Origin of the sequence: Psychromonas arctica (assembly GCF_038155225.1) — a bacterium.
Classification (GTDB): Bacteria; Pseudomonadota; Gammaproteobacteria; order Enterobacterales; family Psychromonadaceae; genus Psychromonas; species Psychromonas arctica_B.
On record NZ_JBAKBA010000048.1, the window covers coordinates 13366 to 29783 of the forward strand.

A 16418-nucleotide genomic window follows, 5' to 3' on the forward strand; every position below is an offset into this window, starting at 1 on the left:
TGTCATACAGCATAAACATCAAAAATTCTTCATTAAAATACTTATTAAAAGTGGAGCTCTATTGTTTTTTATAAAAAGTTACACAAAATAAAATCGTACAATAGTTAATCATTCTAGCTTCTTTATTTAAAGTGACATTACTTCATAAACAGCAACAAACCTTATGGTACAAAGGATTTCAAAGTGGAAAAAATAAGTACCAAAACAGAATTGCCAGAATATTCAGAAAGTATTGTTAACACGGTTAGAGAACCATTAATCGTGATGGATCAACATTTAAGAGTAATAACAGCTAGTCGATCATTCTATGATTTTTTTAGAGCTGAACCGAAAGATACGATTGGAAAATTAATTTATAACTTAGGTAATAATCAATGGGATATACCAAAGTTAAGGGATTTACTAGAAACAATTCTGCCACAAAAAACCAGTTTTGACGGATACAAGGTAGAACATGATTTTACCACTATCGGTTGGCGTACTATGTTACTAAATGCGAGACAAATTGAACATTCGCAATCAAAAGATCACATAATTTTACTGTCTATTGAAGATATTACTGAAAGAAATGCAATTCAAGAGGGACTAGTTAAAGCCAACAAAGAACTAGAAATACTAACGAAAGATTTAGGAAGAGCAGCGCAAGTTAAATCAGAATTTTTAGCAAATATGTCACATGAATTAAGAACTCCTCTCAATTCTATTAATGGTTTTTCAGAAGTGCTTTATGATGAAACCTTTGGCCCATTAAATGACAAACAAAAACAATATGTTAAAAATGTATTAGTAAGCGGCAACCACCTTTTATTGTTAATAAACGAAATATTAGACATGGCTAAAGTTGAAGCCGGAAAAATGACCCTTTCTATTTCTGAATTACCAATTCAAGAAATTTTGTACGAGATAACGGGGTTGATAAAAGATACAGCGAATAAAAAAAATCTTAAAATGATCATAGATATCTCAAAAGATTTAAAGAATATTCAAGCTGACTCATTAAAAATTAAACAAGTTCTCTACAACCTACTTTCTAATGCTATCAAATTTACACCCGATGGTGGCGAAATTGGCATTAAAGCAACGCAAACAGACACTGAAATTCAGATTGTATTATGGGATACAGGAATTGGTATTGCTTTAGAAAATATCGAAAAAATATTTGAAGGTTTTTTTAGAATAGAAACCCCCTATTCTCGTGTAACAGAGGGAACAGGATTAGGGCTACCCATAGCAAAAAAATTAGTTGAGCTTCATGGGGGTAAATTAAAAGTTGAATCGGAAGGCAATGAAAAAGGCACATCTGTTCAAATAACACTACCTATTAAACATACAACAACGGTAATTCGTGATGAAAACAAAAATAGTCATAGTTGATGATAACGCAAATAACTTGCTACTCGAAAAAGATCTTCTAATCGTAGCTGGATTTGAAGTCTATACCGCAGTCAATGCAAACGATGCAATGCAATTAATTAAAGAGGTAAAACCTCAAGTTATTGTATTAGACGTTCAACTGCCTGATATTTCAGGCTCTGAATTGGCTCGTATATTAAGATCAAGTGAAGATACGGTTTCTACTCCGATTGTTTTTGTAACCGCATCTGTATTGCAATCTGACATAGACCATTTACTTTGCATATCCGATAGCGCATATATTTCTAAACCAATAAATACGCGAACATTTTCTAAAGAAGTGAGCCAATGCATTAAATAACACTAAACACGTTTATTTAATACACACATGGAGAAATAAATGAATAACAGTTCCGTTATTTTAGTTGTTGATGATAACCCAATGAATATTGAGTTAATGGAAGCTTATCTAGAACCTAAAGGATATAAAATAATAACAGCGACCAGAGGCCAAGAAGCACTAGATATATTAGACAATCAATCAATTGACTTAATTTTACTGGATGTAATGATGCCAGGCATTAGTGGTTTTGAAGTCACGCGAAAAATAAGAAACGACAAATCTTCAAAATATATTCCTATTATTCTAATCACTGCGTTAAGTGAAACAAAAGAGCGAGTCGAAGGCATTGATGCAGGATGTGATGACTTTATTACTAAACCAGTAGATAAAAATGAACTGTGCTCTAGGGTAAAGTCTTTACTTAAAATAAAAGATTACAACGATCTAAAAGATAATTATCAACAAAAATTAGAGCTTGAAGTAGCAGCAAGAACTGAGTCTCTAGAAAAAGCAATGCTCAGCCTAAAAGCTGCTTCATTAGAAACCATTAATAGATTAACCAGAGCAGCAGAATACAAAGACGAAGAAACCGGTGCACACATACAACGCATGAGCTTATATTCTGAAGCAGTTGCTCGAAGTTATGGGCTTGATGAAACGACCATTGAAAATATATTATTTTCAGCCTGTATGCATGATCTTGGTAAAATATCGACACCCGACAACATATTGTTGAAACCTGGAAAGTTAGATGCAGCCGAATGGGAAGTCATGAAACAACATACTGTGGTAGGTGCAAAAATTCTAACGGGGTCGGATTCCGAAGTAATTCAATTAGGTGAAATAATTGCTCGTTCTCATCATGAGCGATGGGACGGTAGTGGTTATCCCGATGGTTTAAAAGGCAACGATATTCCAATTGCAGCACGTATTGTTGCCATTGCGGATGTATTTGATGCTCTTTCCTCTGAAAGGCCCTATAAAAAACCATTTTCTGAAGAAAAAACATTCTCCATCATTAAAGAAGGAAGCGGCAGTCATTTTGACCCAACTGTTGTTGATGCATTCTTTTCAATACAAAAAGAGATTTTAACAATAAAACAAAAATATGCTGATAACATAATATGAATTACGCCTTTTATGAATAGACTTATACCAATGGAATTAAATAAGTGATCAGGGATTGTGCAGGAAAAATTAACACTAATAAGGCGTGAGTTGTAGGAGATAGTTGTCCTCACTTCAAAACTCACAACGCAGTTAGAGGTAATTTTAACCAGTAAGAATGATCACCTTATTAACTCTTTTGGTATTAGGGCACTTCCTACGTGTAGCCAATATTAACACCATTGGATTTTCACGTAGCGATGTCACTCGCTTGAAAGAATAAGATTTATAGTGGTAAGGAATTTATAGCGGTATAATAATTGACGAGACTGTAATATCAACCGTTATTGAGACATGAAATAGTCATCTAGCGAACCCATCGGTCGGTTTTCTTGATAGTAACCACATCAGAAATTAATCAAACGATACTGCGTAACACATCTTCTTCAAAAGTTCTGCTTAATAAATGCCGCCTTTAAGTTCTAACTGAGTTAAATACAAACGCATTTCAAACTCCATTTGATGGTAATCGGGTAACATATGCTCACACAATTTATAAAACGCTTTATCGTGATTTTTCTCACGGATATGGCTCAACTCATGTACGACTATCATCTCTAAAAAGGCTTCAGGTGCAGTCTTGAATAGCTCACTAATCCGAATTTCATTTTTACTTTTTAACTTGCTGCCCTGCACTCTAGAAACAAAAGTATGTAGACCTAACGCATTATTAACAACATGAATCTTCTTATCATAAGTAATTTTACTAAGCGGTGATGACTTACGTAAATAACGATTTTTCAACTCCATTACATAATCCCGTAATAACTTATCATTATTAATAGTATGCTGCTCTGGGTACTTTTTAAGTAAGAATGCGCCCAACTTATCTTGATCGAGCATTGTTTGTATTTGTGACTGTACCTGGGGAGAATATGCAGAAAGGTACTTAAGTGATGTTGGTTGCTTTAATGATCTAGACATAATTGAATCTTAATAAAAATAATGAATGAAATTATAACGTACTTATTGATTATGCATTAGCTAAACTCGTTTTAAAGAAAGTTGAAAATAATAATAAAATATTAATCGTATAGAAGTAGCCAATTTTATTGCTTACCTCGCTAATACCTAACAAGTAGCTCGACCTGTTTATTTATATCGAGTTTATTTATATCGAGCTTCTATAAATAGGCCATTAACTTTGACGCTGACCTTTACAAATCTAATACACTTTTTGCTTTTAAAAGATGCAATTAAAGTAAAGCTTTTAAAGACAAACTAACGCCAGATAATAATAATAAAACAACCGCGATACGTTTAATCACTTGAGGTGATATTTTAGGAGGATAGCGCTTGCTCAATACTGCGACAATAAATACACATGGTAAACCCGCTAAACTAACCCAAAGCATTGACTCAGTAATTTGACCGCCGACTCCCATAATAACAATTCGTAGTAGGCAAGAAAGGAAGAAAACGCTGAGTAATGTTGCGCGAATGACACTCAAAGCAATAGGTTGACGATACATTAAATAAGAAATAGGTGGTCCAGACGTTGAAAACAAGCCTCCAAATATCCCTGAAATACCACCAAACACAAAATACACCCAAGGTCGTGAGGGTTTGATGTCTTTCTTAGGCTTCACTAGGCTCATTAAACAAGCCAGAATGATGCTTATGCCCAATAATAGTTGCAGCCAGTGCAAAGCGTTGCTTCCGAAAAAATTCAATAAATAAACTCCAACTGCAATCATTGGGGTTGAAGCAACGAAGTAAACAATGAAGTTCTTTGCATTAACTTGCTTCCATACCCCACCATATAAACTTGTTGCTGCATTCACCATACTCAACACACTTACAGAAAAGGCGGCGACCTCTAATGGTACGAGAGAAAATAACGCAGCAACACTCATCACAATCAAACCAAACGCAAACCCAGTTATACTTTGAACGTAGCTTCCAACAACAAATACGAAAAGAAGCCATATAGAAATATCATGCATAGAAATCTCAACTAAAAAATGATGAATAAAATGGTTTATTATTGTCCATGAAACCTTTGAGGAACACTCAAAAAACAGAGCGTAAACATGCGAAAATCACACTCACTCGTTATACTAAACCTTATTTAAGTAAAGTATTTAATAAAGTGTTAGGCCATCACATCAAACTTTATCACTTCACCTTTATGACTAAAAATCACAAAATATCTTAACGTGAGTGAATGTCCATTAATTATTGTTTAAACCCAATAGCATTTCATATAGGATTTAACCATATTAAGCTCAAATAATTAGGACAAAAAGCATGGATATAAAGCTACGACCTATTCGTTATTTTATTGCAGCTGCGGAGTGTGGCAGCCTATCTGAGGCCGCCAACAAACTTCATATCTCACAACCCAGTATTTCAGCTGCTATTATAGAAATAGAGAAAACGCTCGATCTACAATTATTTGTACGCTATCCCTCCAAAGGTATCCGATTAACAACACAAGGCATTAAAGTGTTAGAAGAAGCGAGAATACTGATAAGGCATGCTGAGTCATTTCGCGCTGCAACAAGCGCGGTTAAATCACAACTTGTCGGCAACATTTCTATCGCTTTCTTTATGAATTTAGGCTCCAATTATTTATCAGAAATTATTAGAACATTTAAAGAAAAATACCCTGATATCAATGTCCACATTCACGACTTAGATCAAGCGGCCATTTTTGATGCACTCAGTAGCGGTAAAGTAGAGCTAGCATTAACTTTTGATTTAAACATCCCTAAATCAATGAAAACAAAATATATTGCATCAAGAGAACCCTATGCCCTATTACCAATCGATGATCCTCTCGCACAACAAGATGAAGTACAGCTCAAAGAACTTGTGCAACGCCCTTTTATTTTAATGGACCTGCCTTATACAAATGACTATTTCATCTCGCTGTTTGCAAAAAAGAAATTATCCCCCAATATTCGTTACCGCACCACATCATTTGAAACTGTAAGAACATTTGTTGCCAGTGGTTTAGGTGTTTCCGTATTAAACTTGAAACCCAAATCTACGGTCACCTATAATGGTAACAAGGTGGTGATTAAACCAATCAAAGATAAAGTCGACCCACTTAATATTGTACTTATACATTACAGTCGACTAGAGCCACGACGCATTGCAGATATATTTTCCGCTCATATCGAATCATTTTTTGAAGCAGCGTCATAAGCTGCTTCAAAAAATCTAAATATAGTCGACATATTAAGTATAATTAATCAGATCTAAACTCTCTTCTAAGGTTGTATTAGCAATCGGTACTGAACTATTAGCACCGTGGCTAACTAAATCATGTAATGGCTTTTGTCGACAGCGATTAATCGAGACATGAAACACATCATGTCTATTATAATAGCCGGCCATATCATGGTGCTGTTTTAACTCCACAAGACTACTAATATCTAAATCCGCTATAACAAGTCCCTCTCGGTCGGATAAAGTGTCACCCAACGTGGTGCCATTAGGCGTGACAATCATAGAAGCAGATCTTGGAGAAGCTTCTAAAATGGCTCTAGCTTCATCGTCATCACATAATAAAGCTATATTTTCATCTGTTATAAAACCTGCAGAGACAACTGAAAACACTTTAGCTTCAAAACAATGTGCTGCTGCACGCACTCGAATTGCATCTGCCAAATCATAAGGTTCTGAATCACGAGGATCTTTAAATGGCCAAATAGGTGGATAATTAGCACAATGAATTTCCTCACCTTGTGCCATCAGTGCATAGCGCGACAAAGGGTTACCATTTTCACCACAAATCAAACCACCGACTCGTCCAAACGGCATATCTACGACAGACAGCCCTGCGCCATCACCGCGATTCCACGTTAATTTTTCATAAAAAGTAGGCACTAGTTTACGATGATGATTGACGATGATACCTTGTGCATTAATCAATATCATTGAGTTCCACAAACACCCTGCTGAGTATGAAGCAACTTCTGAAAAGCCTAGAGATACGGCTATTTTCTGTTGTGCAGCCGCACTTGCAATGGCTTTAATTTCCGGTCCATCAACACGTAACGATGAAGCGGCAAATTTAACAAAGTTTTCATGTCCTTTTATAGGGCTTGATAACGCATTCCAAATGGGAAAACCAGGAATAAAACTCTCTGGAAATACAATAAGTTCAACACCGGCTTCAGCAGCTTCAGTTAAATACTTAATGGCTTTCTTTACGCCTCCGGCAGGATCAAAAAACTCTGAAGAAACATGAGCGGCAGCCACTCGAACGGGATTATTTTGTTTAGTACTTGAAGTCATAGGACTTTTCCTTTCTTATTCTTAAATATTTTAAATTAAATAATTTGAATTCAATATGTGTTCTATTCAATGCAGTTATTACATTGATGATTCAATTTTGAAGAACAACTTGGTTATCATTAGTAATATCTGACTCAGGTAACGTTTGATGTTTAACCTTGTCACGATACGTTAACCCCATTCGGATAATCATTGTCAGGATCGGTACTAAGCCTATCCACACACTATGAGTTAACAAATAAGCGATTAAAGACAATGGCCCTGCAAACGCATAAACTAAACGTTCACGTGAGCTTAGTTTTCGTCCAATGGCACCGTAAACAACCCCAGCCGTTAAAATAGACGCACATAAGAACACCACAAGTCCAAGCACTGCTTGTACAGTAATATTGGTAGGATCCAAAATACTAGGAATAGAAACAAAGACAAAAGGCACAAGTAAAGCACAGCTCCCAAGCTTCGCAGCTTCAATGGCACTGCGTATAAAGCTACCTCCAGAGATTCTAACGGCAACTAAAATACCGACAGCAACAGGGGGTGTAAGAGCAGAGAAGATCGCAAAATAAAAGCCATACATGTTTGCAGCAATAGGTGATAACCCTGCATCAATTAATCCTGGGACAACAATGATGGCAATCAACGCATAAGCGGCAGGAGTAGGTAACCCCATACCGACGATCAGGGAAACGCCCATACCAATCAGAAGAGCAATAACAATATTACCGTCAGTGTAAGCTGAGATGAGGTGCCCCGCTGAAACACCAAGACCTGTTGTTGTTAAGGTTTGCACAACCAGTCCAATAGCAGCAAGCACAACCGTTAATTGCACCGCTGTCTCTAAGCCTGTTAAACAGCCTTTCATTAACTCTTTAATATTTGGGCGGAACTCAGCAGGACGAGCAAACGATAATAGAACAACCAGTAACCCACCCCAAAAACCAGCCATCGCAGGCGAGTAGCGCAACACTAGCAATACAATTAAAACGGTAAAAGATAAAATAAATGACGGTAATGTCCATTTAATCTTTCGCCAATTAATTTTATATTTTTGTGAAACATTACGCGGTTTATGACCCACTAAACTATATAGGGCAATACTGATTGCAAACATATAAAGCAAACCTGGGATAATCCCTGCAATCACGACTTCAATGTAAGAAACACCCAATATTACGGCCATTAAAAAGGCCCCTAGCCCCATAATAGGCGGCAATAACTGGCTACCCGTTGAAGACATAACTTCAATGGCTCCCGCTTCATCAGCAGTGAACCCATTTTTCTTCATCGTAGGAATCGTCATCACACCAGACAGGGCAATATTACTAATTGCTTGGCCTGTCACCATGCCTATCAATGTACTTGCAACAACAGCTGAATAAGCCACGCCGCCCTTAACAAGTAAACCAATCGCTTGCCCTAGCTCACCAAAGGTATCAATAACACGAGTACCATGAAGTAAACCACCGTAAACAAGTAACAAGAAAATCATATCAGCAGACAGCGGCATATAATTAAGTACACCTCGAGGACCACCGATACCACCAAGAAAACTAATGGCTACATTTAATGGTTGTTGACGTGACGTTAAAGGCTCGGGTAACAAATGCCCAAATGTCATATAAGCAGCACCTATAAGACAAACAAGGGCGATCGTTGCCCCCCACATCCGCCATGTGATTAAAATAACAGAAGCAATAAGGCATGCCCCCGCAATCAATGCATCATTCTCAACAAAAGGCTGCGTAATTTCTAATGTTTCTGCATTTGCATAAAGAAAGACACCCGCACCTGTTGCAAGAACCAGACTAACAAGAGAAGTAACAATATCGATCACTCTAGACAATGACGACTTATCTGCAGCGCGATTCCCCAAAATCAACAGCGCACCAAGAATGAGTACCGCCGTTAAATGCATCGTGTAATGCTTCATTGCACCATGCACGCTGACCCAAAGTGTAATCATGTGGTAAGTGAGAAGACTTCCCCCTACCAACCATAAAGCCCAATGACTTAATGTCATCATTTTTGATTTATTTGCTAACATACCTAGACCTTTAGTTCGTAATTAAACGACAAACGAAAAACGATTAAAACTATTCAAGAAAAATTTAATCTATAAGGCCTAATTCTTTATAAGCTCGTAATGCACCTGGGTGAATATTTTCAAGTCCAATTTTGGCAATTGTTGCAAGAGTTTGCTTATCCCATATTTTTGCAACTGCGCTATATTTACCTAATTCAATCCCTGACTGTAACCATAACTTAGTCATCTCATAAGCATCTTCCTCTGGGAAAGATTTATGTACCGATAACAAGGTATAGTTACCAAAGCTAGTGACGGGTTTAGGTTGATTAGCAACAGTATTAGCAGGTAAAACTTGAATACTAAAAGGAGCCCCTGTTTTATCGATATAAGACTGGATGTCTTCTTTATCAATATCGATAAACGTATAATCTCTACCCGAACTTTCTAATGTTTTAAATGGACCCGCTTGCAAAGTAACACTGAAATCACGATTACTATGAGTCACAAGTGTCCCGATATCGGCTTTACCATCTAAGATAGCATTGATATTTTGAGCAGGACCGAGTGCATCAAACGATTTCAATTTTTTAGTTATCCCCCAACCATCAAGCATCATGCGTTGATGCATACCCCATTCATTTTGACTCAACAAACCAACAGCAACACGCTTACCAATAAAATCATCTTTACTTTTAATAGAGGGATCTAAAGTAACAAACATATTACTGGTTCGGCTCATTACCCCTAATGCACGAAAGTCGTTTACAGCTTCCATTGGCTTAGGGAAAAAAGGAGATATACCTTTTTTTGCGGCCCATTCAACCACTTGCCCTGAACCAATAATAGTGTTTTTCCAAAGTTGCGGAGATGATGCCAAATACCTAACATTGTAGGTAAACCCCGGTGTCTCTACTGCAGTAGGGGCTATCTTATCGGTGTAATCACTAGCATAATTTTGCATGGTTGCCCAAGCGAGATAAGGACCAGAGCCTGAAGGAGAAATTAAAATATCAACTTTGTTAGGCGCGGCAGTAACGGAAAGAGAGGTGGAAAGTAAACATATTGCAGAAATCGTTAAAGCAAAAGTGTTATTAACAAGCTTTTTCATAGTAGTACTCCTGTAGTGTTATAAAGACATTCCTTAGTCGGTTTTATAATAAGAATTGTTAACGACTAAACAATTGCTAAAAATAGTCTAAGAGCTACGCTTCCAAGTGTATAGCATGTTATTTATTACAACTAACAAGGAAAAAACTATGAACCAAAAAGTGCACTAGATAGGTGCGATAAAATTATTTTTTGCAATATTATGAGGCGTTTTTGCCGAGAATTTACGGTGAATTTAACGAAAAACAGTCATTTTTCGTTAAATTAAGAAATTTAATGATTAGAAATTATTTTTTAAAAAAGTCATAAAAATCGTATTATTAATCGGTTTTTTCCCTAATTTGTATCAATATCCCTTTAGCTAATATCAATACGCCTTAAACTCATACCAGAATCATCATTCCTGAAACACTCGATAAATATTCAATTAGAATCCTAAAGGGTCAAATTTTGATGTGTTATTAAACGGGGAAAATAGCATAAAGATATTAGTGAAATTGAAGATAAAACAAACACAAGCATCCCCTTCTAACCTTTAAATGGATCAAGTTTTCACATTCACATTATTCAAAAATAAGACATAACCAATACCAATCAAACCAAAACGTGAGTTGATGTCCTGTTTTTTTGAATCTTTATATAAAATTTCGCTAGCATTAACTTAACGCAAAGCACTGCAAAAGGATGAGTAAAAGCAAACAAGAAAAAATGAAGAAGCTTGAACTGGATTGGAAAACGATCGGTATCAGTCTTTTACCGCCTTTTTTGTCTGGTAGATTTAACTTTAAAAAATTACATTAAAAGTTAAAAGCTCTGTATTCAAGCTTGGGGTATTGAAGGAAAGGAAAGGACACACACATACAAAGAATGCAGACTAAAGTCAGCGCCCCGAAGTTAAAGCTTGTTTTATTAGGTTGCTAATATCATCGTTCACAAAAAAAGATCAATAATGGAGTCAGAAATTGCGCAGGAAAAATTAACACTAATAAGGCGTGAGTTGTAGAAGATAGTTGTTCTCACTTCAGAACGCAGTTAGGGGTGATTTTAACCAGCAAGAATGATCACCTTATTAATTCTTTTGGTATTACTATTCATCACAAGAGAAACTACCCTGTGTGGAGTCCCATGTAAGTTGTTGTGGAAGCTGGAAGTTAGACACCTCCAGCTAGCCAATTAGCTTTATTAGAACGGTAACTGCTCACCATTAAAACTATAAAGGTTTCCCGTATTCTCAATAGATAAATTCCGAATAACTTTCATAATTCCGAGTGCCGAATCAACAACATTTTCACTTGCTGTAGATCCGCCCATATCTGTTTGAACCCAACCGGGATGAACAGCCACCACAGCGACATTATCATTAACAAGTTCTTTTGATAAATTCACTACTAGCATATTGGCTGCTGCTTTAGACATTCGATAACCATACCAATCGACACTTTGTTCTAGCGACAAAGATCCCATAGCAGAAGAAATAACCGCTATCTTACATAAGCTTTTTTTATTCATTAGAGGTAAAAAGCAATGAGTTAAATATAGTGGCCCAAGTGAATTCACTTTAAAACACATTTCAGCATTAGCATAATCAATACTATGAATACTTGTATTTTCTCGATCCAAATATCCCGCATTATTTACTATTAAATCTAACTTAATATTTTCCTCGCTAAGTTTACCTGCCAACGTCTTAATATTTTCAGGACAAGTGATATCCATTAATTCAAGAAATAATTTATCAGGAAACTGACCTTTCAATGAAACTAAATCAACCGCCGATTCTAGATTTCTACAGGTAGCAATGACCGTCCATCCATTTATCAAGTATTGTTTTGTTAATTCGAAACCGATGCCTCTATTAGCGCCAGTTATTAATACAACTACGTTATTCATTATTTACCTATAGATCTCACGAGGCTGAAGAATTTCTCATTCTCAGCCCGAATTTTAATTATAAAAACACAGTATTTTATATTTACTTTAAATTCAAATAAATTATTGATTTTTCAATATTGTGGGACATATATGGTTACCACTTACCCCACTATTTATCGTGAAAGTTTATGACGGTCTATTACTTATTCACTGACTAATCCACACGAATAAACAAACAGAACTAGAAAGATGATTGTTATCTTAAATTCAATGTTAAGGAATGGAGTATTGTGGGAAGCGCCAAAAGTGTAAAATTAACTATTGACGCTATAGTCTCTTGTTAGGCGATTTTTTAATATTCAACAGGTCCAAAATGGACTCCATATTCAACAGTATGTAATACGAGTTTATTTATACATTTTATTCTAATCTTTGAATCTAAAAGAGGCCGATCAAATAAAGCAAGGTTCTTAATTATCTTCATACCTTCATATTCTTGCAATTGAGGTATCCGCCTATGAGATAACCCATATGTTGTCTCAAATGGCATTCCACCTGAACGTAAAAGGCTAAAATAAGATGGAAAAATTATACCGTCATAACCATTGTTCTTAGCCAATCTACTGATCTCTCTAGATATTTCGTATGAATGTTTTCCTGCTAAGAAAAGCATATGAACAGCCATATCTAGGCTCTCGAATTCGGTAAACTCTTCTTGAAGAACTACAGATAAGTCGAGAAGTTTTAAGTCTTGAGCTGCTTCAAATGTTGCTACATAAATATCATCTTCAGAACTAACTCTACACTCATGAATACAGACTTCTAAGTCCTGTGAACCATACAAAATAGGCAACTCAGAAGAGTCCAACCTACCACTTCCAGAATAATTAATCGGAGCAGTATCATATTCAGATTCAAGGCTTGGTTTTTCTGGATTAACCCTTATACGATAGAACGAGTCGTCTTTTTTCAAGTAAGTTGAAGGGTATTCATTAAGAATTCTATCAATCGTTAATTCTCTTGTATCTTTATTTTCAAGATCCTTTAACGGTTCTACTTCTCCAATCATCCATAGCCTTGGCCCATAATGAAAGAAACCAATACCTATAGCTTTTTCAAAAAGCCCTATATCTTCTTCAAGCCAGCTCGATGGAGTAATATTAGTTTTCTGATGTTCGTTAAATTGAATTATTGGAGCTGCGCCAAATTTACAACGATGCAATGTTCCCCAAACAAAAAACCTATGTGCTAGCTGCGCAATAACTGCAGCATTTAGTTTTCTACCTGAAGTATTTCCACAATTTTCACAAGGCTCTTCACTTTTAGTACCCATCTGAAAAGCGCTGAGTTTTAACCCTTCATCATTAAAACACTCTGAACAAAGCAATATCAATTACTCCTTAATGCAATCAGTTAAAATAATAAGCACACCTGACGAGAATGTAGAACTTCTCATTTTCAGCCTGTTTATTTTAAATAAAAATGACAATAGCTTATATTTACTTGAGATTAAATAGATTATTTTGTTTTATTAACTAATTGATTAAATTGAGTCATAAATGGGATTAGAGGGCTAAATATACGGGATTTATTGAGTTAAGGGCTTAGCCATTGATGATTTATTAAGAATTGGCTTTATCTTGGCCGCGTAGAGTGAATTTATTCATGACTTTAGTCACCGTAATATTATCGATTTTTACTTTAAAGAAAGTTGAAAAGTACGTTCAAAGTTAAAAGCTCTGTATTCCCATGAGGTGCATTCGAAGAAAGGAAAACACACACATGCAAAGAATGCAGACTAAAGTCAGCGCCCCAAATTCAAAGGCTACAAATTGACGATTAAATTTGATCTGCCGTTGAATGCATATATCTTTCCCGTCAATAAAACTGGCGGCAACGGCAAAAAAACGGTCGAAAGAGAGAGCATCGATCAAACTCGGTGACGGTGACAGTTTAGTCACTTCTTGTGCCTGTGGATTTATAAAAAGTATAAGTAAAGGACCTTGTCACAGTTCCAAAGCCAAAGGGATCAATAGTCCGAGCAGTAATGAGTTTTTAACCAGACAAGGTTTGATATCATTAAAGGATTTGTGGATTAATCTTCACTATTCATCATAAGATGAACTGCCCGGTGCCACATGCACGGAGGTGTGGGGCTGGAGGATAGATATCTCCGACTACCCGATTATATGTTTAATTATTAAGATATTATTGACTTACTTTTAAATAGAGTTTTACTGCATGACAAGCAGATGTGTTTATATCGAGGATCTGAGTGAGATGTTAATGGCTGAAAAATAACTTTTTCAGAACTACATGAATAACATTTAGCATTTTCATCATCACTTATTTTACACTCTGGATATTTGTCCAAATACTCTGACAAAGTCGGTAACTTATCCCAATCGTCATGCTGTTTAGGCGAATATAATGCATAGTAATAAAATGCGAAAACTGCAACAAAACAGCCTAAACCAATTAAGAATTGCATAAATATACTCCTGACACGAATGACATATAACGAGGCTGTAGAATTTCTCATTTTCAGCCTGTTTATTTTAAATAAAAATGACAGTAGCTTACATTTACTTGAGATTAAATAGATTATTTTGTTTTTATTAACTAATTGATTAAATTGAGTCATAAATGGAATTAGAGGGCTAAATATACGGGATTTCTTGAGTTAAGGGCTTAGCCATTGATGATTTATTAAGAATTGGCTTTATCTTGGCCGCGTAGAGTGAATTTATTCATGACTTTAGTAACCGTAATATTATCGATTTTTACTTTAAAGAAAGTTGAAAAGTACATTCAAAGTTAAAAGCTTTGTATTCAAATGTAGGGCATAAAAAGAAGATAAACACACACATGCAAAGAATGCAGACTAAAGTCAGTGCACAAAAGTCAAAGGCTATCGATTGAATTTGATCATTGGATCTGCCGTGACGGTTTAGCCATTTCTTGTGCAAGTAGATTTATAAAAAGTATAAGTAAAGGACTTTGTCGTAGTTCGAAAGCCAAAGGGATCAATAGTGCGAGCAGTAATGAGTTTTTAGCTAGACAAGGTTTGATGTCATTAAAGGATTTGTGGATTAACATTCACTATTCATCATAAGATGAACTGCCCTGTACGGAGCTGGAGGTTAGCTACCTTCGGCTACCAGATTAGAGCTATGTTACGCATGCCAATTTATATCAATTTTTTTATGGGTTGCAACACAGTCCCGTAAATAAAGGTTTATAAGGCTTTGATAAGGAACGCCAGATTCCTCTGCCATTCCTTTAAAATAAGAGATAACATCTTCTCCAAGACGCATTGTCACCGGTTTTTTCAATTTACTAGCGTATGGATTTTTACGCGATTTCATTGTAGATAAATCATATTCTGCTTTCATAATTAATGCCCTCGCTGATAGTTTTTACTTTCATTTTTAGTTGCTTTTCGAGCCGAAATTAATCTAATAATATTTCCACCGTCGCGTTCACAATGGCAAATAAGTAATAGATTCGTTTCATTGCTCATTCCAAGCATTAAAAAACGATCTTCGGAATCGGAGTTCTCTTGATCAAAGAACTGTAATGCGAAATCATCAAAAAATACGGATTTAGCTTCCTCAAAAGAAACACCGTGCTTTTTGACATTTGTTACAGCTTTCGCTGTATTCCATTCGAACTTTATCATATGTACATTGTATGTACGCGGAAGGTAAATGTCAAAGTAGCTCTAACGATAGCTGTAGAATAACTTATTTTCAGCCTGTTTATTTTAAATAAAAATGAGGAATTTATTGAGTTAAGGGCTTTACCCTTGGCTTAATGTAAATTATTCCTTAACTTCTCGCTGCTCAGGAAAGAAATGAACAAAACAGTATATTCCCCATTGATGATTGATTAAGAATTAGCTTTATCTTGGTCGCGCAGAGTAAATTTACTCATAACTTTATTCACCGTAATATTATCGATTTTTACTTTAAAGAAAGTTGAAAAGTACATTCAAAGTTAAAAGCTTTGTATTCAAATGTAGGGCATAAAAAGAAGGAAAACACACACATGAAAAGAATGCAGACTAAAGTCAGCGCCCCAAAGTCAAAGGCTACCAATTGACGATTGAATTTGATCATTGGATCTGCAGTTAAACGCTTATGTCTTTCCCGTCAATAAAACTGACGACAATGGCAAAAAAACGGTCGAAAGTGAAAGCACCCATCAAACTCGGTGACGATGTCTGTTTAGCCATTTTTTGTGTAATACCATTCCGCCTAATTATGTGATCTAATATATTCAATTATTAACTAATTATAT

Annotated in this window: 13 protein-coding genes; 4 read left to right on the forward strand and 9 right to left on the reverse strand. The window is 35.8% G+C overall.

All coding sequences use genetic code 11. The features are described 5' to 3' along the window. Nucleotides 1–183 precede the first annotated feature (183 nt). Genes V6255_RS15795 through V6255_RS15805 form a run of 3 tightly spaced genes read left to right on the forward strand, consistent with a single transcriptional unit; the run spans nt 184 to nt 2824 of the window. Entirely contained in the window at nt 184–1374 is a 1191-nt protein-coding gene (locus V6255_RS15795; RefSeq protein ID WP_341629017.1) for a sensor histidine kinase, read from the forward strand. Further along, nucleotides 1349–1714: a response regulator gene (locus V6255_RS15800; RefSeq protein ID WP_341629018.1), complete on the forward strand. Its 366-nt coding sequence runs from the start codon at nt 1349–1351 to the stop codon at nt 1712–1714. Before V6255_RS15795 ends, V6255_RS15800 begins: the two co-directional genes overlap by 26 nt. A 39-nt stretch (nt 1715–1753) precedes the next feature. Further along, nucleotides 1754–2824, forward strand: coding sequence for a two-component system response regulator (locus V6255_RS15805; protein WP_341629019.1), 1071 nt, complete (start codon nt 1754–1756; stop codon nt 2822–2824). A 438-nt stretch (nt 2825–3262) separates the two neighbouring features. Here V6255_RS15805 and V6255_RS15810 read toward each other — a convergent pair whose 3' ends face one another. Both V6255_RS15810 and V6255_RS15815 read right to left on the reverse strand, forming a co-directional pair. Then, nucleotides 3263–3787, reverse strand: coding sequence for a M48 family metallopeptidase (locus V6255_RS15810; RefSeq protein WP_341629020.1), 525 nt, complete (start codon nt 3785–3787; stop codon nt 3263–3265). 272 nt (nt 3788–4059) lie between these two features. Further along, on the reverse strand, nt 4060–4809 hold the full coding sequence (locus tag V6255_RS15815) for a sulfite exporter TauE/SafE family protein (protein ID WP_341629021.1): 750 nt from the start codon (nt 4807–4809) through the stop codon (nt 4060–4062). 304 nt (nt 4810–5113) lie between these two features. On the opposite strand from V6255_RS15815, the gene V6255_RS15820 reads away from it, so the two are divergent. Beyond that, nucleotides 5114–6016 (forward strand): LysR family transcriptional regulator, encoded by a 903-nt coding sequence (locus V6255_RS15820; RefSeq protein ID WP_025563921.1) that lies wholly within the window; start codon nt 5114–5116, stop codon nt 6014–6016. A 33-nt stretch (nt 6017–6049) separates the two neighbouring features. Here V6255_RS15820 and V6255_RS15825 read toward each other — a convergent pair whose 3' ends face one another. The 7 genes from V6255_RS15825 to V6255_RS15855 all read right to left on the reverse strand — a co-directional run bounded on the left by V6255_RS15825 (nt 6050) and on the right by V6255_RS15855 (nt 15798). Further along, nucleotides 6050–7111 carry a carbon-nitrogen hydrolase family protein gene (locus V6255_RS15825; protein WP_341629022.1) on the reverse strand — a complete coding sequence of 354 codons (1062 nt, stop codon included), beginning with the start codon at nt 7109–7111 and terminating at the stop codon, nt 6050–6052. A 91-nt stretch (nt 7112–7202) separates the two neighbouring features. Continuing rightward, the gene (locus tag V6255_RS15830; protein WP_341629023.1) at nt 7203–9155 is read right to left on the reverse strand and encodes a TRAP transporter fused permease subunit; all 1953 of its coding nucleotides are present in this window, start codon (nt 9153–9155) and stop codon (nt 7203–7205) included. Between the two features lie 64 nt (nt 9156–9219). Beyond that, nucleotides 9220–10245: a TAXI family TRAP transporter solute-binding subunit gene (locus V6255_RS15835; protein WP_341629024.1), complete on the reverse strand. Its 1026-nt coding sequence runs from the start codon at nt 10243–10245 to the stop codon at nt 9220–9222. A 1181-nt stretch (nt 10246–11426) separates the two neighbouring features. Then, nucleotides 11427–12134, reverse strand: a complete 708-nt coding sequence (locus tag V6255_RS15840) for an SDR family oxidoreductase (RefSeq protein ID WP_341629025.1) — start codon at nt 12132–12134, stop codon at nt 11427–11429. Nucleotides 12135–12468: 334 nt separating this feature from the next. After that, nucleotides 12469–13503: an RES family NAD+ phosphorylase gene (locus V6255_RS15845; RefSeq protein WP_341629026.1), complete on the reverse strand. Its 1035-nt coding sequence runs from the start codon at nt 13501–13503 to the stop codon at nt 12469–12471. A 1789-nt stretch (nt 13504–15292) separates the two neighbouring features. Beyond that, a complete protein-coding gene (locus tag V6255_RS15850; RefSeq protein WP_101084662.1) occupies nt 15293–15511 on the reverse strand; it encodes a CopG family antitoxin in 219 nt (72 codons plus the stop codon). A gap of 2 nt (nt 15512–15513) precedes the next feature. Next, nucleotides 15514–15798: a BrnT family toxin gene (locus tag V6255_RS15855; protein ID WP_341629027.1), complete on the reverse strand. Its 285-nt coding sequence runs from the start codon at nt 15796–15798 to the stop codon at nt 15514–15516. Nucleotides 15799–16418: the final 620 nt, after the last annotated feature.